Origin of the sequence: Novosphingobium sp. (assembly GCF_039595395.1) — a bacterium.
Classification (GTDB): Bacteria; Pseudomonadota; Alphaproteobacteria; order Sphingomonadales; family Sphingomonadaceae; genus Novosphingobium.
Genome location: NZ_JBCNLP010000005.1, coordinates 137,279 through 158,856, shown reverse-complemented (window position 1 = coordinate 158,856; position 21,578 = coordinate 137,279). Strand labels below are relative to the sequence as shown.

Sequence of the window (21,578 nt, the reverse complement as noted above, 5' to 3'; positions counted from 1 at the left end):
TGTCATCTTACCAGCCCCGGTTCCTCCCGCGCCCAGCGCGCGGGAGTTTCGGGATCTTTATACCGCATCAGTCCCTCGCTTCCGCCAACCCGCTGTGATGCGGAACGGAAGGTGTGTATGGATAAGATGACTTCCACGCCCGAACCCAGGATCTCGAGCCGCAGGACGGGGCTCAAGGGCATCAATCGACTTCATCTGGGTATCGCGACAAAGAATGCCTCGCTGGCCGAGCTCTTCGACAGTTTGAACGATCCGCCCGTGGCCCTGGTCCCGACGCCTGAAAGCAACGAGGAAGGCGAGGGCCGCTACGAGAACGCCGAGGCGTTCTTCCCGCGCCGAGACTTCCCGCTCGAAACCGACATGAGCGACGTCTATTACAAGGCCGGGATCACGGCCCAGCTCGGGCTTTCGGCGCACCTTCTCAAAGTGGGCTTCCCCGACCGCTGGTGTGCCCAGCGCATTGGACATCGGGTGGCCAATTCACTGGCCTATGCCAATGCCACGGGCCTGAATCATCGCTGCCCGGACATGGCACGCCTTGCCGCCGTCCTGACCCCTTACTGGCGATGGAACGGGCAGAGCATCCATCATTATGGCATGCCCAAGGACCCCGGTTTTACGGTCGAGGATGTGCGTGGTCTGCTTCGCGACTTGCTGGCCCAGGTGCGCCTTGTAACGGGGTATGAGCTGATCAACGATGACCTTGCCTGAAGGAAAACCGGCACGCTCGAAAGGCTTCGCCCTCGTGGGCCAAGTGAGCGTGCCGGTCTGACTTCGCTGACGGTCCATCCCGATGGATTGGCGAGCCAGCCTTGGATGTCGGAGTCGCTATGCGGCGTGGTGGCTGGAGATGTGGGCCGGGGCGGGGAAGCTGCCGTCCCGAATCCTCCGGCACGGGGTAGCACGGCCGAGACTTGTGCGCCCGAATGCTTCGTCGATGGAGCGAGGCAGACGGGCCGGTTGACCATGAGCGAGGCGACCCTTCCTTACCGCGAGATCGGCGCCGCTACAGCTCGCCATCCCGATCCGCCGCGAAGGCTCGTTGCCCGCGCCGCCGCCAAAGCGTCAGCGCCTGCTCGCGTTCCTCGCCGTGCAGTTTGGCTGCGGCTTCCACCATGATGCCGAGCAGGACGGCGCGGTCATCATCGGTCAGCTCGACCAGTCCGGCCTTGATGATGAGGCCGCCCAGCTCGATCAGATGACGCGTGCGTTCGCGGCGCTTCACCTGCCATTCTCGCGTGTCATGCCGCGCCGCCTGAGCCTTGAGCCGGTTGAGCGCCTGCCGTGAGCGGCGGTGCGCCGCCGTCACCGCGATCAGCGCCAGATGCTGAGGCCTTCGCCCCGCGCTGAAAGAAAGCAGCGCCCGCCTTGCGCCAGCCCTCCCGTGTTTGACGGTCGCTGGCGTTGGGCGCGGTGCCGGTGGATGCAGCGGCGAGCAGTACGCCCGCCAGTTCCTCGATCGGCAGTGCGTCAGCCCCGGTCGCGATCACCAGCTCGCCAAGCTGCTGTTGCTTGCGGGACTTGAGCTGGTTGGCGCGGGCTTCCAGGGCTTTGAGGTCAGCATCGAAATCGCGGGGCTTACGCATCGAGTCGGTCCTTCCTTGAGGGGAACGGACAGACCAGCTATCCCTCGCGCGTCTCTCTGCCAAGTTGCTGAAATCCCCTGAGACCGTGTGATCCCGAAAATCCGCAAAGGGTTGGAGGGCGCGCTTATACGTCGTGCCGACGTGCGCTTCAGGGTGTAGATGGTATGCCGCTATGGCGATCTACCACTTCTCGGCCAAGGTCATCTCGCGCTGCGGCGGCTCCTCCGCCGTGGCCGCCGCCGCCTACCGCTCCGCGGGCCGTCTGCACGATGAGCGCCTGGGCCGGACCCACGACTTTTCCAACAAGCGCGACGTGGTCCACAGCGAAGTGCTTCTGCCCGAGGGCGCGAAAGAGGAATGGCAGGACAGGGAAAAGCTCTGGAATGCTGTCGAGGCCGCCGAACTGCGCAAGGATGCCCACCTCTCCCGCGAAGTGGAATTCGCTATTCCAAGGGAGATGACCCAGGAGCAGGGCATCGCCCTGGCCCGTGACTCTGTGCAGGTCGAGTTTGTGGACCGGGGCATGATCGCCGATCTCAATGTCCATTGGGATCGGGGGGGGGGGGGGATGGCTTCGCCAAACCCCATGCCCTTGTGATGCTGACGATGTGGGAAGCACGCGCCGACGAGAACGGCGACATGAGCTTCGGCGCCAAGGTGCGCGACTGGAATCGGACAGAGCTTCGGACGCATTGGCGCGAAGCTTGGGCCGATCATGTGAACCAGCGTCTGGCCGAACTCGATATCGATGCCAGCGTGGATCACCGCAGTTATGAGGCCCAGGGCATCGACCTTCCCCAGCACAAGATCGGCGCTGCCGGGCAGTGCATGCAGGAGCAAGGACTGGACAGCGACCGGGCCGAGGATTATCTGCGCATCGAGCGGGAGAATGGCGAGAAGCTAATCGTCCATCCAGAGCTGGCGCTCGACCCCATTACCCACCAGCAGGCCACCTTCACCAATCGCGATCTCGCCCATTTCGTTCATCGTCACAGCGAAGGGCGGGAGCAGTTCAATGCGGTAATAGCGGCGGTGAAGGGCTCGCCCGAACTGGTCGAGCTGGGCCATGACTCATCGGGGCAGGAGCGCTTCACGACCAAGGAGATGATCGAGACCGAGGAGCGGCTGCGCCGCGCGGTGGAACTGATGGCCCAGCGTGAGCATCACCGCGTCAGCGATGCTGCAAGGGATGGCGCCCTGAGCCGCGCCGCCAGCGAGCGCAGTCTGGTGCTGTCGGGCGAGCAGGCCGATGCGCTGACCCATGTGACGTGTGCCCGCGATCTGGGGGTGGTGATTGGCACGGCGGGGGCGGGCAATAGCGCGATGCTGGGCGTCGCCAGCGAGGCTTGGAAGGAGGCCGGCTACACTGTGCGGGGCGCCGCGCTTTCCGGCATCGCGGCGGAAAATCTGGAAAGCGGATCGGGCATCGCTTTGCGCACGTTTGCCAGCATGGAGCATGGCTGGAAGCAGGGCTATGATCTGCTCACTTCCCGCGATGTGCTGGTGATGGTCGGCGATCAGCAGCAGCTTCAGGCCATCGAGGCGGGCGCGGCCTTCCGCGCCATCCACGAGCGGCATGGCGGCGTCGAGATCACCGAGGTTTGGCGCCAGCGCGAGGACTGGCAGCGGCAGGCAACGAGGGATCTGGCGACGGGGAAGGTGGATGGTGCGATCGAGGCCTATGCGGAGAAGGGCCATGTCCATGCGATGGAAACCCGCGAGGCGGCGCGCGTTGATCTGATCGACCGCTGGGATGCCCAGCGGCAGGCGAGTCCGGAGGCGAGCTGGATCATTCTCACCCACACCAATGCGGAGGCTCACGCGCTCAACGAGGCGGCAGGCGGGCGGCTACCCGTCTTTGTCCCAGATTGTCTGAGGGCGTCCACAACCGTCATATTTGACACATACTTCACACGACCGCATTGCTCAAAAATAGACATTAAAATCAGCTACCTAAACTATATCTACTCCAAATAAAATTGTCGTTTGAAGGCGATTAGATCGCTCGCACTGGCCTGAACCGGGGTACCTATCTCAAGGGGAACGTATTTCGGCATGGCCTTACAATGGAGCGTTTTGAAGTGCCTGCAATCTTAAAGACCGGACAAAAGCGTCACATGCCTGCGGCTTTCACCGGATGGCGACGCGTAAACTCCAGCATGCGGCACAGATCATCCTGTTCGGCGGCCTATGCTCGCTATGACTGGATCGATGAGCCAGCGAACGGCTATCAGTCTGCCTTAGACATTCTCATCGTCGTGGGGCACAAGGATCTCACCGACATCGCGGAATATTGGTACGTCTCAGAGGACAAGATCCAGCGCGATACAGCGATCGCGCGCCCGGTGAACCTCACCGTCCACGCGCTCGATGAGGTGAATTCTGGCCTGACACGCGGCGAGTATTTCTGGGTCGATATCGCCCGTGATGGCATTGCTTTCTACCAGTTGGCCGGATCAGCTCTCGTGACGCCTCGGCCGCTGACAGCGGCGGACGCCTACGAGATGGCGGGCGCCGATCTGACCGACTGGCTCACGAAGATCAATGAGGCCCTGGATATCGCAGAATTTTGCGTCAGCATGTTTGTTCCGCGAGCGCCTGGTCAAGGCCAGGGCCATCGAGCAGCACTTCGCCCGTCCGATGCAGTGCTTAAGGAGTGTGGCTATCTGGCCATGGGCGGGCAGATCATTGATGCCACCGTCGGGCGGGTCCCAAGCAGCGCAACATACTAGAAGAAAAGACCTGATTAAGGAAGGATGCACGCCTGCCGACTGCGCGCCTGTATTAGCGCGTAGAGCCTTTGTGCAAGACGAAACCATCATGAACGACGCGCTTGTGCAGGCGCCCGAGGCTTCATATCTCCGCCCCTGACTCACGCTATGATCGAGGGACTGCCGTGGGGGCACCTCACAACTTTGCGGTCAGCTTTGTGATTTTCATCGCTGAAATTTGCAGTTCTGACAAACGGGTTCAGGTCGGATGGGGCAGGGACGAGAAAAGCTATTTCGGTTGTTGGCGCAGGATTTGGAATAAAAATAAATATGAAACAATTTATGTTGAATTATTTTGGCAATTGATTGAACGTAATCCTCTGTGTGTGCAGTGGTTAAGATATCAAAAATCTGCATAGAAGAGGGAGCTATTATGCAATTTAAGCTTTGTTCCGTGGGGATGATGGTGGCATTGCTTACGTCCACCCCTGAAGCTGCCCTTGCCAAGGGAGAAACCCGCGTCGAAGCGCAACTCGGTTGGGACCAGATTGGGCAGAGCGCAAACGCGCCGACAAATGTTCTATCGGATCAGAAAATCCATGGGGTCGCCTATGGTGGTAATATTGGTTATGATGTGTCGGTGACGCCACGCGTTTCATTTGGCATTGATGCGGCGTTGAGTGGTACCACCGCAGGTCAGGGCAGGACCTCTACTGAACGCCAATTCCAGATTGGCCGGGATATTTATGCAGGTGCGCGTATCACCTTGCACGCCATGCCGAGCCTACACCTCTATGCGAAAGTCGGTTATGCAAACGCCCGTTTCTCGAGCAACATCGGCTTACATCCGGGGCAAGGTGGCAAGGTGACACTTGACCCCGATTACGCGCGCGATAATGGCGGAATTCGTGCGGGCATTGGCTTGCAGTATTCTTTAATCGGTCCTGTTTATGTTTTAGGAGAATATCGCTATACTCGCTATTCGGAACAAGTATCGCGCAATCAGATCGTAAATGGAGTTGGCTTGCGCTTTTGATGATTCGAACTGCGGAGCGGTGTCGGATGTACAACATATGCCGGGACGAATTGACCGCGGATGGAAAAGGTTGAATTGACGGATAGCTTGGGTGAGTATTATCGCTGGGCTATCCGTTAGACTTTATCTAGAGCGTTTTTCAACTGCTATGAATCGTGAGGGTTTCCCTCCGGCGGCACTTTATGATTCATGGACAATCTGTCGAGCCATAAGCGCCCGGCGGTCCGGGATCGGATCGAAGCGGCAGGAGCGACGCTCCGCTTCCTCCCGCCCTACAGTCCTGACTTCAACCCGATCGAGAAGGCATTCTCCCGCCTCAAAGCCAGGCTCCGGAAAGCAGGCGAGCGAACCGTCAGCGGTTTACGGGGCCTCATCGGCAAACTCGTCGATGTCTTCCAGCCCACCGAATGCGCTAACTACTTCAGTTCATGCGGTTACGATCCTAACTGATCGAAAAATGCTCTAGGGTGTGGACGGGGGGATGCGAGCGAAAACTTGGACCATCGGGAGATAGTTCATGTCTTCTCATGCATGACAGGATTCGCGAGGTCGAGGACACCATTTGGCGCTCTAGAGGACTATGGCGCATGAAGTTCTGCCTATGATCGACTACGGTGCACCACCTGCGCAGCGTATTATGATGCATAAATGTTCGCTGGCCTATTCCCTGCAAGGAGCAAGGCGGACACTCAGCCGCTCACCTTGGTCTGCAGCACAAGGCCATAGCGCGCGTAATCATCCTTTTCGCCGGGATTGGCTTTCAGTGCCGCAGTGGCATCCCGGGCTGCGGCGGCGGTGTCGCCCTTGCGCTCCTCGGCCAGTGCCCGTCCGTAAAGCGAGGGCCACTGGGTCGGGGCCTTGGCCAGAATGCGGTTGTAGGTGTCGAGTGCCTCATCCAGTCGCCCCAGCCGCAGCAGAACCAGAGCCCGGCTGTCCTGAATGTCGAGCGCTTCGGGCGTGATGGCCAGCGCCGCATCGCACTCTTCCAGGGCGCGGTTCAGCCCGACCCCTGCAATCGCATTGGCCCAGCACAGGCTGTTGAGCGGCTGCGCGCCCTTGGTACGGGTCCTGGCCTCGGAAAAATCCCTGTCGGCGGCCGGGGCATTCCCCAATTTGGCGTAGGCGATACCCCGCCTGAGCAGCAGGTCGGAGCGGGATGGAAAGCGGGCAATCAACGGGGACAGGGTTTCGGTTGCCCCGCGCCAGTTGCCCTGTTCCCCCTGAAGATAGGCCTTCGCAGTTAGACCCTCCGGCGAGGTCGGTTCCAGACGGAGCGCGGCGTCAATATCGCTTCGCCGCCCGGCAAGGTCGCTTGCGGGCCGCAGATCATAGCGGCTGAGATAGATGTAGCTGGTCGGGCCGATCGCCATCGCCTTGTCGAGCGCGTGCATCGCGTTATCCCGCTGCTGGACTGCGGCATAGATGCGGCTGGCGGCGGCCAGCGAATAGACGTCGTTGGGTGCCGGCGCCATCAGCGCGTCGGCTTCCGCCGCCACGCCCTTCCGATCGCCCTTGTCATGCAGAATGTTGGCGCGCAGCAAGCGCAGCTCGGCATTGGCAGGCATCGTCTTGACCGCGTTGTCAGTGTCGGCCAGTGCCAGATCGAGACGGCGCTGCGCGTAATAGGCATGGGCCCGGCCAAGCAGCGCCGGGCTGTAACCGGGCGAGCCTTGCAACAGGCCGGAAAAGGCTTCGACCGCCGCGGCATAGTCCTTTTCAAGGCCCGCGAGCTCTCCCCGCGCCTGCAGCGCCGTTCCATCATGCGGGTTGATCGCCAAAGCCGCATCGACATCGGGTTTGGCCGCCGCTGTCTGCTGCAGATTCATCCTTGCGATAGCCCGCAGGCCGAAAGCTTCGGCGTTTTTTGGATCGAGAGCGATGGCCTTGTCCAGTGCCTTCACCCCATCCTCGGTTCGTTGGGCGTTCAGCAGCAGGCGGGCCTTGTTGACCAGTTCCGGCGCCGTGGCGGGGTCGGAGGCCATGATGGCATCGCGCTCGGCCTGCGTTCCGCTGTAACCTCTGGGCTGGCGCAGATAGACGCTTTTCTTGGCCAGAGCGCGCAGGGTTTGCTCCGCTGCGGGGGCCTGCGCGGCGGGAAATTCCTGGGCGATGCTGCGGTCGCTTTCCTCGACCATGAAGCGGTCGCCCTCGACTCTGGCATGGCGGTGGTATTCGCGCCCCGCCACGGTCTGGTCGACATCCGATCCGGGGGCCACCACAAAGGTGCCCACACCTGGCGGCAACAGGATGGTTTCGGTGACATGGGTGGCGGCGGGGTATTCGACCGCATATGGCGCGGTCTTGTCGGCACCGGCGTCGCGGCTGAAGTCGGCCTTGAAGCCGACCCAGACATGGTCTGCCTCATACCACCCGTCGTTCCAGTCCATTTTCGTGGTGCCGTCCATCACGAAGAGTAATTCGCGCTTGGTCGGCTCGAAGCTAGTGGTGAAGGTCTTGGGCTCGGCGAAATCGTAGGTGTTTTTCCAACAGCTAACAACGATAATTCGTGAAATCCAGCCATGTTGAGATCCGCAGAACTCTGCGGATTTTTGGCCTCTAACATACGGCTGCGGGACGCCAAAGAAAAATCATGGCAGAAATCATGGCAGATTTGGATCATGTGTATGATCATGACCTAAAATCGATCAATCAATGGCTTTCGAGTATCGCAGAGTACCTGCCGTCAGGTCTACACAGCAAAGCTGATTGGAGGAGGTGCCGCGCTCTGCCGCCTCGCAGGCAGGGCGTCGTCCCGACACCTGTCAGGGCACCAGACCGATCTGCTGGAGGAAGGTCAGATTGTCCTCCAGGTGCCAGTTGTCGGTGATGGCGCCGTGCTGCACGCGCAGAATGTCGGTGGCGATGAAATCGACCTTCTGGCCCTTGCCGGCATGTCCCTGAAAACTGCCGGTGAAATGCCCGGTGAAGCGCAGATGCGAGACCACCCGATCCCCCACCACGATCCGCTGGACGACCGTCATCTCCAGATCGGGCACCGCGCCCAGAAACCCCTTGGAGGCAAGCGCAGGCCCGGTTGGCCCCTGCGGGCGACCGGCGGGCAGGGTGTGATCCACAAAGTTCGGCGAGATGGCGGCGGCCAGCAGCTTTGCGCTGCCGTTGATCCAGAAGCCATAGAACTGGTCGACCGGGCGTAGCAGGGCGCGGCGCGCGGCAGGTTTGAGATCGGGCGAGACGATCAGCGTCTGCGGTTTGGCCATGGCCACGGCCTGGCTGTCGCTGAGCGTTGCGGCATGGGCGGGCATGGCGAGCGCCATGGCAAGGGCGGCAAGGATGGGAAAGCGCATGGCGGTGTCCTCAGGCGATCGTGCCGCCGCCATCGACCGTGATGGTCGAGCCGGTGGCGAAGGGGTTGGTGGCGACGAAGAGAATGGCCGAGGCGATGTCCTCGGGCTGACCGATGCGGCCAGCGGGCAGGCGGGCGGCGGTGCGTTCGAACATGCCGTCGCGGGCTTCCTCGCTCATGCCCTGCCACAGCGGCGTGTTGACCAGCCCAGGGGACACGGTGTTGACCCGCACCGGCGCGCGTTCCAGCGCAAGGCCGCGCCCCAAAGCCTCCAGCGCGGCGTTGATGGCGCCTTGCAATACGGCCCCGGCGCTGGGCCGGTGCGAGAGGAAGCCCGAGACCAGCGTGATCGAGCCGCCGGGGTTGACCTTGGCGGCGCGAGCCACGCGATAGGCGCCCCAGAACTTGCTCTCCATCGCGGCCTTGGCGGCATCGAGATCCAGCCCGGCCACCGAGCCGGATTTGGTCGAGGCTGCGGCGATCACCACATGGTCGAAGGGGGCATGGGCGGCGAAGAAGGCTTCCACCGCATCGTTGTCGAGGAAATCGAGCGGGGTGGGGGCCACACCGGCTGCAGCGGCGGCGGTGGAGAGGGCGTCGCCCGGGCGGCCCGCAGCCGTCACGATGGCGCCCTGGCGGGCAAAGGTCTCCAGCGCGGCGCGGCCAACGCCGCCACCAGCGCCGACGATCAGAACGGACTGACCGGAAAGAGATATCGTCATCACATCACTCCTTAAGCTGCCGAGCCGGGCAGGCCGGTTTCGGTGGGAAGAGCACGGTTGTAGACAGGGGTATGGGCGCGGCGTGTCAGCGCCCATTGGGCAATCTCGTCCTTGCGGGCGAACCACACGCCGGGTTTCGAGCGGGCATAGGTGAGGAAGCGGTCCATCACGCGGATGCGGTTGGCATGGCCCTCCATCCGGTCGTGCATGGACACGACCATCATGCGGCGCTGCGTGGCGCCTTCCTCGTAAAGCTGGTCGAATTCGTCCTTTAGCGCCTGTTCGTAGGCGGCCGGGTTCCAGCCGGTGAGCGGATAGGCCGAAATGTCGTTCATATGCAGCGTGTAGGGCACGGTGACGAAGTCGCCGCCCTTGAGCTTGACGATGAAGGGCTGGTCGGCGCTGGGTTCGTCGATGTGGTAGAGGAAACCCAGAGACTTCAGGATATCGAGCGTGTTAGGCGAATTGCGCAGCCAATAGGCGTTCCAGCCCACGGGGTTGAAGCCGGTGATCTTGTGGATGCTTTCCGCGCCAGCAGCGATAAAGCGCTTTTCCGCCTCGGGATCGAGGGTGTAGCTATTGCGCCAGGCATCACCATGCGCACCGGCTTCATGTCCACGCCGCACGATTTCCTGCGCGATATCCGGCGCCCTGCGCACCGCTTCGCCCACCATGAAGGAGCTGAGTTTGATCTGGTGCTTGTCCATCAGGTCGAGGATGCGCGGGATGCCTTCGTAGATACCATATTGGAAGAAGGCGTTTGTCGGGAGATCGGGGAGCCCGTTCTGGATGGGCTCGGGAATGGGGCCGCCGGCGCCCGAAATGGGCTGGCCGCCCGCTTCGAACATCAGCGACAGGCTAACAGCGATGCGGGCGCCATTTGGCCAGAAGCCGCCGCCAGAGTTGTGGCTCACGCGCGGGTGAACCGGTGCGTGTGCGGTTGCGGGGCGCGCGGTGGCGGCGACTCCGGCGGCGGCGATGCCGGTGCCAAGGACGCTGCGGCGCGTGACGAAGAGGGGGGCTTGCTGTGTCATGATTCCGGTATAACTTATCGTCCTGAAAGGGATTAGATCGCCAGCAAGCGATGCACTATCAAATCAAAGACGATAATTCGCGATGCTGGACGATCTCAACGATTTTAAGATTTTCCGCGCCATTCTCGCGTAGGGAAACATGTCGGGCGCGGCGAAGAATCTGGGACACATTACCGAGATCGAGGGGGACGGCGCGGCGTTGCTGACGGCTTCGCGTTCGAGGGAGATCGGGAGTGGCGGGGGACCTAAGCTTGACTGTCGCCTAATACAGTACCGCAAGTCCGAGCGTTGCAAGAGGCTGGCGGACTTGTGACGGGCCGCTGCCTGGTCGCATCCACGTGTTGCGGGCCAACGCGCGCGAGCCTAGGCCAATCGCTCCCTCACCAGCACCACCGGGATATGGTTGGGGATTGCCTCCCAGCATCAGGTCTAAGTTGGTGACACAACCAATGCCGGCGACTAGCAAATTGATGCTGGGGGAACGCGCCCAGACCCCGCCGGCGGTGCGATTGATCGTAAAACGTACAGTGCGCCGGGCAGTGTGCGATCAACTGGTCAACTTGGTGGGCCCCGAGCTCGACGGGGCGAATGCGAGGCTCAGCACCCGTTCGTCGCGCGTCGGGTTGACCCCTGATCTGTCCGCCAGCACCGAGGTGCCGGGCCAATTGCCCAGGCCTTGCGCTGGACCTACACGTCTACAGCCTTACGCTATGTTCGTAAGCGGACCCCGTCCTCCAATGCCAGCGGACGGATGCTTCGCAGGGTGGGAGGATAGACCATCCTATCGTGCGCGATGCAGGCAGGGGTAGGATGGGTTAATGGTTCAACGCAGTGCCGTTGTGCAGACGCCTTGGCTTTCAGGGGGAAGACGGGATGCCTTTGCCTTGGCGCCGAGCATCTATCGGTCACGATATAGCATTTCGTGATTGATAGTCCCGCTGTCTAATCTCGCCGGTAGAATCATCACTGCCGAAATAATTGCCGCTGCGTTGGAGTCTCGTGGGAATGACCATGGGTGGGGACGGACCGGAACGTCACCTCTAAGGCGCGAATTGGCTCGAGCTGCCGTTCATTCACCGCGCCCGAAATTTGCATCCTGAATGCCCATGGCTGCGGACCTTTCGGTCGGTTTCTTTCACAAGCATGTGCCGATCGACCAATTTTCCCGCGTGCGGGCGGGGTTCAAGCGCGGGCACGCGCGCTAGATCAATGCCGGAAGAAAGCGTTGTCTGGGCGCCCCAGACCGAGGTTCTCTCGCAGGGTGCCTCCTTCATAGTCGCGGCGAAAAAGCCCACGGCGTTGCAACTCGGGCACGAGCTTTTCAACGACATCGTCAAGGCCCATGGGCAGATAGGGGAAAATCACGTTGAAGCCGTCTGCGGCGCGCCCGTGAAGCCAGCGTTCCATGTCATCCGCGATCCCTGCTGCCGTGCCCACAAACGTCAGCCCGCCGTAACCCGCGAGATGCTGGGCCAGTTGCCGGACGGTCAGGCCTTCGCGTTTCCCCAAGTCGATGACATAGTCGCGCGTGCTCTGGCTTTCATTGGTCGGGGGCACGTCGGGCAGCGCAAGGTCCGGGTCGAACCCTGATGCGTCGCACCCCAGGAATCGCGACAGCGCCGGTATGCAAAGCTCGTCGTCGACCAAACCATCCAACTGCCTGCGCCGCGCCTGCGCCTCGGCCAGAGTGTCGCCCATGATGATCATGGCGCCCGGCAGGATGCGGATCGCGTCGCCCGGTCGCCCCGTCAGGCGTAGCCTTTCCCGGATATCGGCATAGAAAGACTGCCCGGCTTCGAGCGTTCCGGCGGTTCCAAAAATCACATCGGCCGTTTCGGCTGCCAGTTGCCGCCCCGGCCCGGAACTGCCCGCCTGGAAGATGACCGGCGCGCCCTGAACGGGGCGGGCAATGTTGAGCGGACCGCGCACCCTGAAATGCGGTCCATTATGGTTCAGGACGTGCAGGCGATCGGGATCGAAGTAAAGGCCCTTCGCCTTGTCCATGATGAAGGCGTCATCGGCCCAACTGTCCCACAGGCCACGCACGACATCATAAAATTCCCGGGCCCGGTCATAGCGGTCTGCGTGTGCCAACTGGTCATCCATGCCGAAGTTGAGCGCGGCTTCGGGATTATAGGTGGTAACGATGTTCCATCCTGCCCGACCCTCGCTCAAATGGTCCAGCGATGCAAACCTGCGGGCCACGTTGTAGGGCTCTTCGTAGCTCGTCGATGTGGTGCCCACCAGACCGATATGCTCGGTGACTGCCGACAGAGCCGCCAACAAGGTCAGAGGCTCGAAGGTCGAGACAGTCTGGCTGCGTTTGAGCGCCGCCATCGGCAGATTGAGGACAGCCAGATGGTCTGCCGTGAAAATCGCGTCGAACCGCGCCTGTTCAAGCTTGCGGGCGAAACTTTGCAGCGCCCGGATGTTGAGATTGGCGTCCTGCCAAGCCCCCGGAAATCGCCAGGACGCCTGATGAAGGCTGCCCGGTTTGATGAAGGCACAAAGATGCAGTTGCCGTGGTTCTGACATTGGGTGCCTTTCATGGGGTGCTCTGGATTTTGCTCTATCCCTGGGAAAAATCCTTTGGGCCGCGCACTCGATGGGACCATCCAACTCACTGGCCCACACCCAGATGATTTCTCCGATATGGCGATCTGCCGGATGGGCGTTGCTCGTGCCACGCGCAAATGTTTTCTGGCCACCCGTCGCCAGCCGGATATATCGGGATTTGACTGAAAAGGAGCGAAAGTTCCTCGCGCGCAATGCGCGCGCATGTATGGGAGCGGCCCGTCTCTATCACGCGCGGCACCCAGCAGCAGGAGGAGGTGGCGGCAAGGTCGGTATAACCGGCCGAAGTTTAGGTGGAATGTCCACACAGCGATCATTCGCGCAGGAATCCCGCTCTACTGTCGGACCTGATGCATTTTTCATCAGGAAATCAGTTTCTTTGCGGGGAAAGGTTATGGCGGCCAATAACGATTGCTATCGGGCGGGGCTCTTGCGGCATTCAGCGTGGCTGGTTTTGGGCCTTGGGTTGACGAGCGTCAGTCCAGTTCGGGCCGGGACGGTCGACAGCCAATCTGCCGACGCCCAGGCGCAGGGATTGGGCGATATTGTGGTCACCGCCACACGGACGACATCCTCGGTGCAGAAGACCCCCGTCGCCGTCACCGCGCTGGATGCCGACACGATCAAGCGTCTGCAGATCACCAATGTGAAAGATATCGGGCAGATCGCCCCCAATGTGCAGATTTCGCAGGTGACTGGCGGTTCGGCAGGCATATCCCCCTATATCCGCGGGGGCGGTGTCACCGATGGCGCCAATATCACCTCCGAGGCCGATGTCGGCATCTATATCGACGATGTGTACCAGCCGCGCGCGGCCGCTTCTATAATCGATGCTCTGGATATTGACCGTATCGAGGTCTTGCGTGGTCCGCAGGGCACGCTTTACGGCCGCAACAGCGCATCTGGCGCACTCAAAATCGTGACCAAGACCCCCAGCGATCAACTGCATGCCGGGGTGGAGGTCGGAACCGGAAGCTGGAACGAGCGGATGGTCAAGGGGGTTGTCAGCGGGCCGCTCAATGCGGATGGAAGCTTACGCGGCGGGATTTCGGCCATGTATCGCGGTAACGATGGTGGGCGACAATACGACGCCACGCTGGGCAAGGGCGTGGGCGGGCAGGATTTTGCCGGAACGATGGCCAACCTCTATTACAAACAGGGCGGCATTTCCGCGCGGCTCAGCGGTTTTTACAGTCATTACACCAGCGACGGCCAGTATACCGTGGCGATAGACCCGAGTTATACCGGCAACGACTATCTGGCGGCGCGGCCCACCAGCGGCAATTACCGCACCGTGCTCAGCCCCAGTCCCTCTTTCACCCGCGACACGCAGTATGGCGCCAACCTCAACGTCTCGGTCGAACTTGGCGGCGGCGCGCAACTGACCTCGATCACGGCATGGTCGCATCTGAGCGATGGATGGCGCGAAGATTTTTCGGGCGGCGTGGCCTACACCGCGCTGGGGGTCAACCTGCCTGGCTATGCGGCGCTGTATGACCGCACCGCCTTCATGCATGACGACAACGTCAGCCAGGAACTTCAACTGCATGGCAGCACCCTTGGTGACAGGCTGAGCTATGTGGGCGGGCTGTATTACTTCCGCGAATGGGGGAACCAGCAGTACGCCACCACCACCTATTTCGTGCCTTCGAACACCCGCTTCGACATCCTGACCAACAGCTATGCCGCCTTTGGCCAGTTGGGCTTCAAGATCACGCCCGCGCTGACCTTGTCACTGGGCGGGCGCTACACCCAGGATTGCAAGTCCATTGATGCGCTCGTGGATACTTCTCCTGTCAACCGCAAGGACAATTGGCAAAATTTCGTGCCCAAAGTCGGACTGGACTGGCAGATCGCCTCGCAGGTGATGGCCTATGCCAGCCTCTCGGAAGGCTTCAAGGCTGGCGGGTACAACGGCCTGGCCGGCAGCGCGGCCCAGCTCAATTCCCCCTATGGCCCGGCCAAGGTCAAGGCCTACGAGGTCGGCTTCAAGAGCCAGTTCTGGGACAGGCGCGCCAAGCTCAATGTCTCGGCCTTCTATAACGATTATTCCAGCATCCAGCAGCAGTTCGTGACGGCGACCGGCGATTTTCAGACCGCTACCTTTGCGGCCACGCACAAGGGGGTGGAGGCCGAATTCAGTCTGCGCCCCCTTCCGCCGCTGACGCTGTGGGTGAACGGCACCTACAATGATGCGCATTACAAGGGTTTAGGGACCAACGTGTCGACAGCGGCCAACTACAACGGCAATGCCATGACCAATGTGTTCCCCTATCAGGTCACATTGGGAACAGATCTGGCCTTGCCGGTTGCGGCGGGCCGGCTAGTGCTTGGTGTCAACGCCAATCTGCGGGCCGATTATTATTCGACGCCAGACAATGCCTGGATCGGCCATGTGCCCTCCACCCAGATCTTCAACGCCTACGTCGGCTATGAGCAGGGGCCGTGGTCGGTGCATCTCACGGGCAAAAACCTGACCGACCAGCGCTACTGGACCACTGGCTTTGCCTTTGCGCAGGTGATGCCGCGCTTCACGGCCGACCCCATGACATGGCGCCTGACCTTCGCCTACAAGCTGTAACGGTCGAGCCCGTTGGCATGAGATGTGCCAACGGGCCGGTCCTGAGGGCAGCAGATATTTCTGATCGTGACCTGCGAGACTGGATAGCCCGGGTGTGCTCCTCTGTTGCCGGCGTCGTCAGACTAGTGGTTCCGGTGCGTGCTGCCGTCGCGGAAACCGAACAAGAAATGGCGATGATGCCAGCTTCGCGATCATTGTGCCGGATCGTGCGGTTAATGCGCCTGCACGGCTGCCGCCCAATCGCCCGAGCGCAAGGCTTTTGCCAAATGCTTGTTGACCTGACCGATCAGCCTGGGGTCATTGCGGATCAACCATGCCTTGGCCACATGATTAAAGGGCGTGGCCGTGGTCGCGCAAAGACGGCCATGTGACTGGCGCGCTATGCGATCGACGACGACGCCATCGGTGATCCACACATCCACCGAGCCATCGAGGAGGCGCGCGGTCAAGGTCTCGTCATCGCGGTTGACGACGAGGTTGGCGCGATGCAGCCATTGGCCCGCCAGTTGTGCGATCGCAGGCCCGCGGTTGATCTGGACATTGACACCGGGTCGATCAATGTCGGCCAGAGTTTTATAGCGCGTTTGATTGCGGCAAAGCGCCAAAGGCCGTTTTCCATCATCAAGCAGGGTCAGCGAAAATGTGCCAAGCGCGGCCCGCTCGGGTGTGACCGTCAGGCCCCCGATCGCGATGTCGAAGCGCCCGGCGGCGAAATCGCCCGGCAATGTGCTCCAACTGGTCAGGACGAATTCCGCCGGCCGCCCCATCGTGCGCGCAATCTGGCGTGCCATGTCGATATCGGCGCCCTGAAGGCTGCCATCGGGGCGCTGCTCGGCAAAAGGCGGGTAATCGCCTGTCAGACCAAAGCGCAACGCCCGTTTCTCCGCTCTGGCCGCCCCGCCCGGGACCAGGGCGGCAAACAGAAGGGCAGCCGTCAGCATATATCTGGAAGTTCCGCCCATGCGCATCTGTTGCTCCTGCTCCATCGCGTAAGCGCAAGGTTGCCGGGCGTTCGGGTTGCCGCCATGGGACCGTTTTTTCCTGTCCGGCCAGCGATCAATGGTGCCCTCTATCCGCAGCGCGATCAGAGCCGGCAGCGCATTGGCGCCCGCCGCCACGCGCAAGCAGCTTCGTCGCAGCAAGACCAACGGGGAAGATCATGCCCAACCAGCAATCGACCGACAAGTTTGTCTCCCTTGATCGCAGGCAGGCGCTCGGGCTGGGGCTGGCCGCCGCGGCAGCGCTTGCCGCGCCGAAAGCGGCGCGCGCCGCCTCGCGCCAGCTCGATCCCAACGATCCCGAGGATGCACGGCTGATCTATCGCAAACTGCGCTATCGCACGGATGACGGACTGATCTTTTCCTGGGTCAAAGGGCCCTATATGGCGGTCATCGCCGGCGACCTGATCCCGATGTATGCGATCAATCTTGGCTCTTTCTCGCGCGTGACCCAGCGGGCCGACGGAGGCTTTGAGCTGCGCGATCTGGAAATAAGCTTTCGCACCGATGTGGACACCGGCGAGCGTCTGACCAGCTTCCGCAATCCCGTCACGGGCGAAATCCTGCCGGTGGTCGAGCGCGTGCAGGGGCCGAACCGGGCGATCTTCTCGCGTGACAATCACGCCCGGCTCAGCGATCTGCCCGGCGGCCCCCATTTCGAGCTGACGCATTATCCGGTGCGTCCTTTCGCCATCGGCGACGACATCGCCATTCGCGACCGGACCCACGCACGGGTGACGGGGCGCGATGGCGTGTCGTTGCTGAATGAGGTCAGCACGATCTCGGGCCCTCGAGCGCAGGTGCTCGACCCCGCGGCGACCTCGATCGCATCGCGTGCGCAATCGAACGATGTGCGCAGCTTTCCGGCCTGGCTGAAGATGGGTGATCGCACGGGGCATCTCGCCCTGTTCGGCAATGGCGGCAAAGTTCATCGCTTCGAGGACCTGCCCGGGGACTGGCGCGCGATGCTGCATGACGTGTTTCCCGCCATCGCCGCCGATCCCATCGCCGCGCTCGATGCGCAGGGCTGACATCATGCGGACGGCCGGCAGACGGGTGGCAACTGCGGTGGCGCTGGTCCACGCCGGATTGGCAGGTGCGGCTCCGACCGACGACCTTACTCGCCCGATAGCGCAGGAACTGGCGCCGCTCTGGCTCGATCCGGTCGGGCCGATCGGGGTCCATGGGAACACATGGCTGGTGGGCTTCACGCGCATGAACGTGGTGCTGATCGCCAGCGATGCCGGGCTGATCCTGATCGACGCGGGCCTGCCGCAGGCGGCCCCGCTGGTTGAAAAGAGCCTGAACGAGGCGGGCTTCCGTATTCAGGACGTCCGCTACATCCTCAGCAGCGAGCCGCATTACGATCATGCGGGCGGTCTTGCGGCTCTGGCGCGCGACAGCGGAGCCACGGTTCTGGCAAGCCGCGCCGGGGCCAGAGTGCTGCGCGCGGGCATAGCGGGATGGAAGATCCGCAGCGGGCCAGTCTGTTTGCCTATCCGGCGGTGCGCCGGGTTCGCGTTGTCCGTGATGGGCAGGTCGTCCGGCTTGGGGATGTCGCCGTCACCGCGCATGCCACGCCGGAGCACACGCCCGGCAGCATGAGCTGGTCATGGACATCGTGCAACCCGGCGGGCAGGGATTGCGCCCACATGGTCTTTGCCGCCAGCCTCAATTCGTTAACCGATGGCGCCTATCGCTTCAGCGATCATCCGGCGATCATCCGCAATTTCCGCCAGAGCCTTGCGACGATCCGCGCCATGCCATGCGACATTCTGATCACCGGCCATCCGGAACATTCCGATGGCGAGGAGCGCCTCGCCCGATTGCGTCTTAGCCCGGACGGCTATCGCAGTGCCGGGGCCTGCAAGGCCTTGGCCGACCGATACGAGGCCGCGCTTGATGCGCGCCTCCAGGCGGAAGGGGTGCATCCAGGCGTTTGACCCGTTCGCCGCACTTTTCCCCTTTGTCCGAGGGCCGATCATTTGCCCGGGATATTCACGGTGCCTTTCCCCCAGCGATTACCGTTCGGCCCGGATGGCAGGGAGGCAATGCGATGGGTAAGGCGGTGCAGACGGTGATGACCTTGGCTGCGGTGCTTCTGGCATCCGCAGCGACGGGGCAGACGCCGACGGGAGATGAGGCCGCGCTGAGGGCACACTATGCCCTGCCTGGCTCAAAATTTGCGGAGATCGAAGGCCAGCCCATCCACTACATGGATGAAGGCAAGGGTCCTGCCATCATGCTCCTCCACGGCTCCTTCGCCAGTCTGCGCCAGTGGAATGGCTGGGCGGCACGGCTGCGCCGGCATTATCGGGTCATCCGCTTCGATATGCCGCCCGCTGGCCTTTCGGGCCGCTCGCCCCTTGGCGATCGCGGCGTCGTTCATCAGGTCGCCCTTATCGAGGAGCTCCGGCGCAGGCTGGGCGTGGGCAGGATGCTGCTGGTGGCGACCTCGAGCGGCGCCATCCCGGGGGCGGCCTATGCCGCGACCCATGGCGAGCACCTCTCCGGCCTGATCTTCAACAACGGGGCGGTCGGCCCTCTGGTGTTGGACCGCAGCAGGTTTCCTGAAGCCCTCAAGCGTGCGGTCGCGCAGGATGCCAGCCACAAGGGCTATCATGAGGAGGACTATTGGCGGCAGATCCTGCTCTACAACATCGAGGACAAGAGCAAGGTGACGCCGGAACTGGTGAGGGAGTGGACTGACCTCAACAACCGTTCCTTGCGGTTGCAGGTGGGGGTGGTCCCCATGCCCCTTGATGAACGCACGCCGGACGACCTTGCCCATATAACAGTGCCGACCCTGTTCCTGTGGAGTGCTCAGGATCGCGAGGTGACGGTAGAGGGCGAGGCGAAGCGCGGCATGGCGTTGCTGGCGGCGAAGGACAAGGCGCTGGTCGTCGTGCCGGATTGCGGCCATATGATGCCGCTTGATTGCAGCGACCGTGCGTTGAAAAGCGCGATGCCCTTCATCCAGCGCGTGGCGCGATGACCGGAGCGCGGATTAGCCGCCGCGCGCTGCTGGCGGATTTGCAGCGGCCGGCCTTGCCGCGAGCGGGCGTGCATACAGCATGTGAACACCGTTCCGCCCGGCCGGCTGCGCGCCGGCCTGTTTGAAGCGCCAGCACAGCAGTGCCTGCCGCGCGAGGTCGCGCTCTCGCTCGCCAATTTCTTCACCATCGCCGCGATGTTGGCGTGTCGGTGCTTGCCATGTCTCCGGCATGGCTGCGCGCCTTACACGTCCAAACGCGACCGCTATCCCGAGCGTCCTCCACACCAATCATGGAACAGTCCGAGGGAAACCAAGTTCAACGCAGCTCGTGAGCCGTCCAGCGCGAGTGCCCCATATCTTTTGATGCCGCCGGCGAGCGACATCCCATCGTCATGTTCCGGGCTTTCCCCGGTGCATGATTGGCTTAAACTGATGTCGAAATGAACGGTGGCCCAGATGTGCCAGGCCACGCCCGGGGGAAACGATCGGTCAGCGCCGCGCCGAGGTGACGAACCAGGAGCGGAAAACGCCCTTCGAATCAGGTCCGAAGCCAGCTTGGCCCGGCAATGGCGCCCAAGCGGCATCCTGAAAGCCCACGGCCACATCCGTGAAACCCGCCGCACGCATTAGCGCGCCATAATCGGCGGAGGTGGCAGCCTGCCAGGCGGGCTCATTGTTGTAATCGCGCTCCACCTGCGAGCGAATCTGGCTCCAAAGGTCCAGCTCATCATAGCGTGAAGGCACCTCCAGATGCACCGCCACCCCGCCGGGACGCAGCAGGCGGTGGCTCTCGGCCAGAATGCGCTCGATGGCTTCGGCGGAGGTTTCATGCATCAGCGCGGCGGAGAAAACGAGATCGAAGCTGCCGTCCTCGAAAGGCGCCTCTTCAGCGCTGCCTTGCACGAAATGCGCCGCTACACCCAGATGACCAGCCCGCGCATGGGCATAGCGCAGCATCGAAGGGCCGACATCGAGGCCAAAGCTTTCTGCCTGGGGGAAGGCCTGCGCCACGGGCAGCAGGCTGGCACCCACGCCGCAGCCCAGTTCCAGAATGCGCTCGGGTTGAAGGTCGGGATAGAGCGCGTAAACATGGGCCAGCACCGTCTTGCCGCGACCGTCGTTAAGGAAGCCGCCGTTGCGGCCCAGCATATAGACCGCGCCGCCGCGATCCATCATCGCGCCCTGCCGCACGCCCGGCGCATCCAGATCGTAGCCGCCCGGCATGATATGGACATGGCCATCCACCAGATAGTCGGGCGCCTTGAAGTCCGGGTCGAGGTGCAGCGATCCCAGTGTCACCTCATTGGCGCGCGCGTCGAGCGTATCGGCCTGCCGCTCCACGCTGCGCCAGATATCGTCCCACATCAATTCCTGCGAGGCGCGGAACACGCCGGCCCAGGAGCGGAAGGCCGGTTCCTCGTGCAGGCGGGCAAAGGTTTCGGCATCACGGTCGTTATGGGCGGGGCCGGGGTCCAGCTTGCGCGCGATCTCGCCCTGAAGCGGTTCGATCTCGGCGCCCAGCCACATCTTGAGATCGCGGATGAAAAGCTGCTGGGCCATCTCGTCATGGCCGGCCTCGGGCAGCATCGGATGGGTGAGGGAAGGTGGGGGGGTGGACATGGTTCTTATCCTTCGAGCGCCCGGCGCGAGGCATCGCGCAGTGGCCGGAAGACCTTGGCGATCAGATTGTGACGCAATCCCTCGCGCTGCTGCGCGGCCTCGCCCTCGGCACGATAAGCCTCGATCTGCGCGCGTGGCAGCGTGCCATTGGCGTCCAGCAGACGTTCCAGCGTATCGATGCGTTCGCGTGCCACGGCCAGTTCGCTGGCCAGCGCCGCAATCATCGAGAGCGCCTGATCCTCGATGACGGAGAGGCCGGTGATCTCGCGGCGTCCCGCGGTGGGGGGGGGGGGAAGTTTCACGCGGCAGCACTCCAGGGATGGTCGCAGATGATGGTGAAAAGGATAGCAGATCGCAAGAGCTGTCTGTGGCGGATGATCGCTTGGTGGAACTCTTTCTTTGCCCGCTGTCCGACAG

Annotated in this window: 19 protein-coding genes and 2 pseudogenes; 10 read left to right on the top strand and 11 right to left on the bottom strand. The window is 62.4% G+C overall.

Features of this window, described 5'->3' with window-relative positions:
• Positions 1–126 precede the first annotated feature (126 nt).
• Entirely contained in the window at positions 127–711 is a 585-nt protein-coding gene (locus ABDW49_RS20140) for a hypothetical protein (protein ID WP_343614665.1), read from the top strand.
• 295 nt (positions 712–1,006) lie between these two features.
• Here ABDW49_RS20140 and ABDW49_RS20135 read toward each other — a convergent pair whose 3' ends face one another.
• Positions 1,007–1,225 carry a conjugal transfer protein TraD gene (locus ABDW49_RS20135; RefSeq protein ID WP_343614663.1) on the bottom strand — a complete coding sequence of 73 codons (219 nt, stop codon included), beginning with the start codon at positions 1,223–1,225 and terminating at the stop codon, positions 1,007–1,009.
• 16 nt (positions 1,226–1,241) lie between these two features.
• Positions 1,242–1,586, bottom strand: a complete 345-nt coding sequence (locus ABDW49_RS20130; RefSeq protein ID WP_343614662.1) for a conjugal transfer protein TraD — start codon at positions 1,584–1,586, stop codon at positions 1,242–1,244.
• 172 nt (positions 1,587–1,758) lie between these two features.
• Between ABDW49_RS20130 and mobQ the strand changes: the two are divergent.
• The 4 genes and pseudogenes from mobQ to ABDW49_RS20110 form a co-directional block, all read left to right on the top strand.
• Positions 1,759–3,437, top strand: a pseudogene (gene mobQ / locus ABDW49_RS20125) (MobQ family relaxase); the annotation flags it as partial.
• Positions 3,438–3,652: 215 nt separating this feature from the next.
• A complete protein-coding gene (locus ABDW49_RS20120) occupies positions 3,653–4,318 on the top strand; it encodes a hypothetical protein (protein ID WP_343614660.1) in 666 nt (221 codons plus the stop codon).
• A 412-nt stretch (positions 4,319–4,730) separates the two neighbouring features.
• Entirely contained in the window at positions 4,731–5,333 is a 603-nt protein-coding gene (locus tag ABDW49_RS20115; RefSeq protein ID WP_343614658.1) for an outer membrane beta-barrel protein, read from the top strand.
• A 189-nt stretch (positions 5,334–5,522) separates the two neighbouring features.
• Positions 5,523–5,783, top strand: a pseudogene (locus ABDW49_RS20110) (transposase); the annotation flags it as partial.
• A 239-nt stretch (positions 5,784–6,022) separates the two neighbouring features.
• Here the strand turns inward: ABDW49_RS20110 and ABDW49_RS20105 are convergent.
• The 5 genes from ABDW49_RS20105 to ABDW49_RS20085 form a co-directional block, all read right to left on the bottom strand.
• Positions 6,023–7,738 carry a tetratricopeptide repeat protein gene (locus ABDW49_RS20105; protein WP_343614713.1) on the bottom strand — a complete coding sequence of 572 codons (1,716 nt, stop codon included), beginning with the start codon at positions 7,736–7,738 and terminating at the stop codon, positions 6,023–6,025.
• A 357-nt stretch (positions 7,739–8,095) separates the two neighbouring features.
• The gene (locus ABDW49_RS20100; protein WP_343614656.1) at positions 8,096–8,638 is read right to left on the bottom strand and encodes an ester cyclase; all 543 of its coding nucleotides are present in this window, start codon (positions 8,636–8,638) and stop codon (positions 8,096–8,098) included.
• Between the two features lie 10 nt (positions 8,639–8,648).
• Complete coding sequence (locus ABDW49_RS20095) at positions 8,649–9,359, bottom strand: SDR family oxidoreductase (protein WP_343614654.1); 711 nt, start codon at positions 9,357–9,359, stop codon at positions 8,649–8,651.
• A gap of 11 nt (positions 9,360–9,370) precedes the next feature.
• Positions 9,371–10,393 (bottom strand): polysaccharide deacetylase family protein, encoded by a 1,023-nt coding sequence (locus ABDW49_RS20090; protein ID WP_343614652.1) that lies wholly within the window; start codon positions 10,391–10,393, stop codon positions 9,371–9,373.
• 1,206 nt (positions 10,394–11,599) lie between these two features.
• On the bottom strand, positions 11,600–12,928 hold the full coding sequence (locus ABDW49_RS20085; RefSeq protein ID WP_343614651.1) for an LLM class flavin-dependent oxidoreductase: 1,329 nt from the start codon (positions 12,926–12,928) through the stop codon (positions 11,600–11,602).
• 574 nt (positions 12,929–13,502) lie between these two features.
• Here ABDW49_RS20085 and ABDW49_RS20080 point away from each other — a divergent pair.
• Positions 13,503–15,548: a TonB-dependent receptor gene (locus ABDW49_RS20080; protein ID WP_343614649.1), complete on the top strand. Its 2,046-nt coding sequence runs from the start codon at positions 13,503–13,505 to the stop codon at positions 15,546–15,548.
• Positions 15,549–15,760: 212 nt separating this feature from the next.
• Here the strand turns inward: ABDW49_RS20080 and ABDW49_RS20075 are convergent, their stop codons facing one another.
• Complete coding sequence (locus tag ABDW49_RS20075) at positions 15,761–16,666, bottom strand: transporter substrate-binding domain-containing protein (RefSeq protein WP_343614647.1); 906 nt, start codon at positions 16,664–16,666, stop codon at positions 15,761–15,763.
• A 41-nt stretch (positions 16,667–16,707) separates the two neighbouring features.
• On the opposite strand from ABDW49_RS20075, the gene ABDW49_RS20070 reads away from it, so the two are divergent.
• Genes ABDW49_RS20070 through ABDW49_RS20055 form a run of 4 tightly spaced genes read left to right on the top strand, consistent with a single transcriptional unit; the run spans position 16,708 to position 19,541 of the window.
• Complete coding sequence (locus ABDW49_RS20070; protein WP_343614646.1) at positions 16,708–17,577, top strand: DUF1838 family protein; 870 nt, start codon at positions 16,708–16,710, stop codon at positions 17,575–17,577.
• A 4-nt stretch (positions 17,578–17,581) separates the two neighbouring features.
• Positions 17,582–18,151: an MBL fold metallo-hydrolase gene (locus tag ABDW49_RS20065; RefSeq protein ID WP_343614645.1), complete on the top strand. Its 570-nt coding sequence runs from the start codon at positions 17,582–17,584 to the stop codon at positions 18,149–18,151.
• A 47-nt stretch (positions 18,152–18,198) separates the two neighbouring features.
• Positions 18,199–18,489: a hypothetical protein gene (locus tag ABDW49_RS20060; RefSeq protein WP_343614643.1), complete on the top strand. Its 291-nt coding sequence runs from the start codon at positions 18,199–18,201 to the stop codon at positions 18,487–18,489.
• Positions 18,486–19,541, top strand: a complete 1,056-nt coding sequence (locus tag ABDW49_RS20055) for an alpha/beta hydrolase (protein ID WP_343614641.1) — start codon at positions 18,486–18,488, stop codon at positions 19,539–19,541. Before ABDW49_RS20060 ends, ABDW49_RS20055 begins: the two co-directional genes overlap by 4 nt.
• Positions 19,542–19,553: 12 nt before the next feature.
• Here the strand turns inward: ABDW49_RS20055 and ABDW49_RS20050 are convergent, their stop codons facing one another.
• The 3 genes from ABDW49_RS20050 to ABDW49_RS20040 all read right to left on the bottom strand — a co-directional run bounded on the left by ABDW49_RS20050 (position 19,554) and on the right by ABDW49_RS20040 (position 21,463).
• Positions 19,554–19,772 carry a hypothetical protein gene (locus tag ABDW49_RS20050; protein ID WP_343614639.1) on the bottom strand — a complete coding sequence of 73 codons (219 nt, stop codon included), beginning with the start codon at positions 19,770–19,772 and terminating at the stop codon, positions 19,554–19,556.
• Between the two features lie 258 nt (positions 19,773–20,030).
• Entirely contained in the window at positions 20,031–21,161 is a 1,131-nt protein-coding gene (locus tag ABDW49_RS20045; RefSeq protein WP_343614636.1) for a class I SAM-dependent methyltransferase, read from the bottom strand.
• 5 nt (positions 21,162–21,166) lie between these two features.
• The gene (locus ABDW49_RS20040; protein ID WP_343614635.1) at positions 21,167–21,463 is read right to left on the bottom strand and encodes a hypothetical protein; all 297 of its coding nucleotides are present in this window, start codon (positions 21,461–21,463) and stop codon (positions 21,167–21,169) included.
• Between the last annotated feature and the right edge of the window lie 115 nt (positions 21,464–21,578).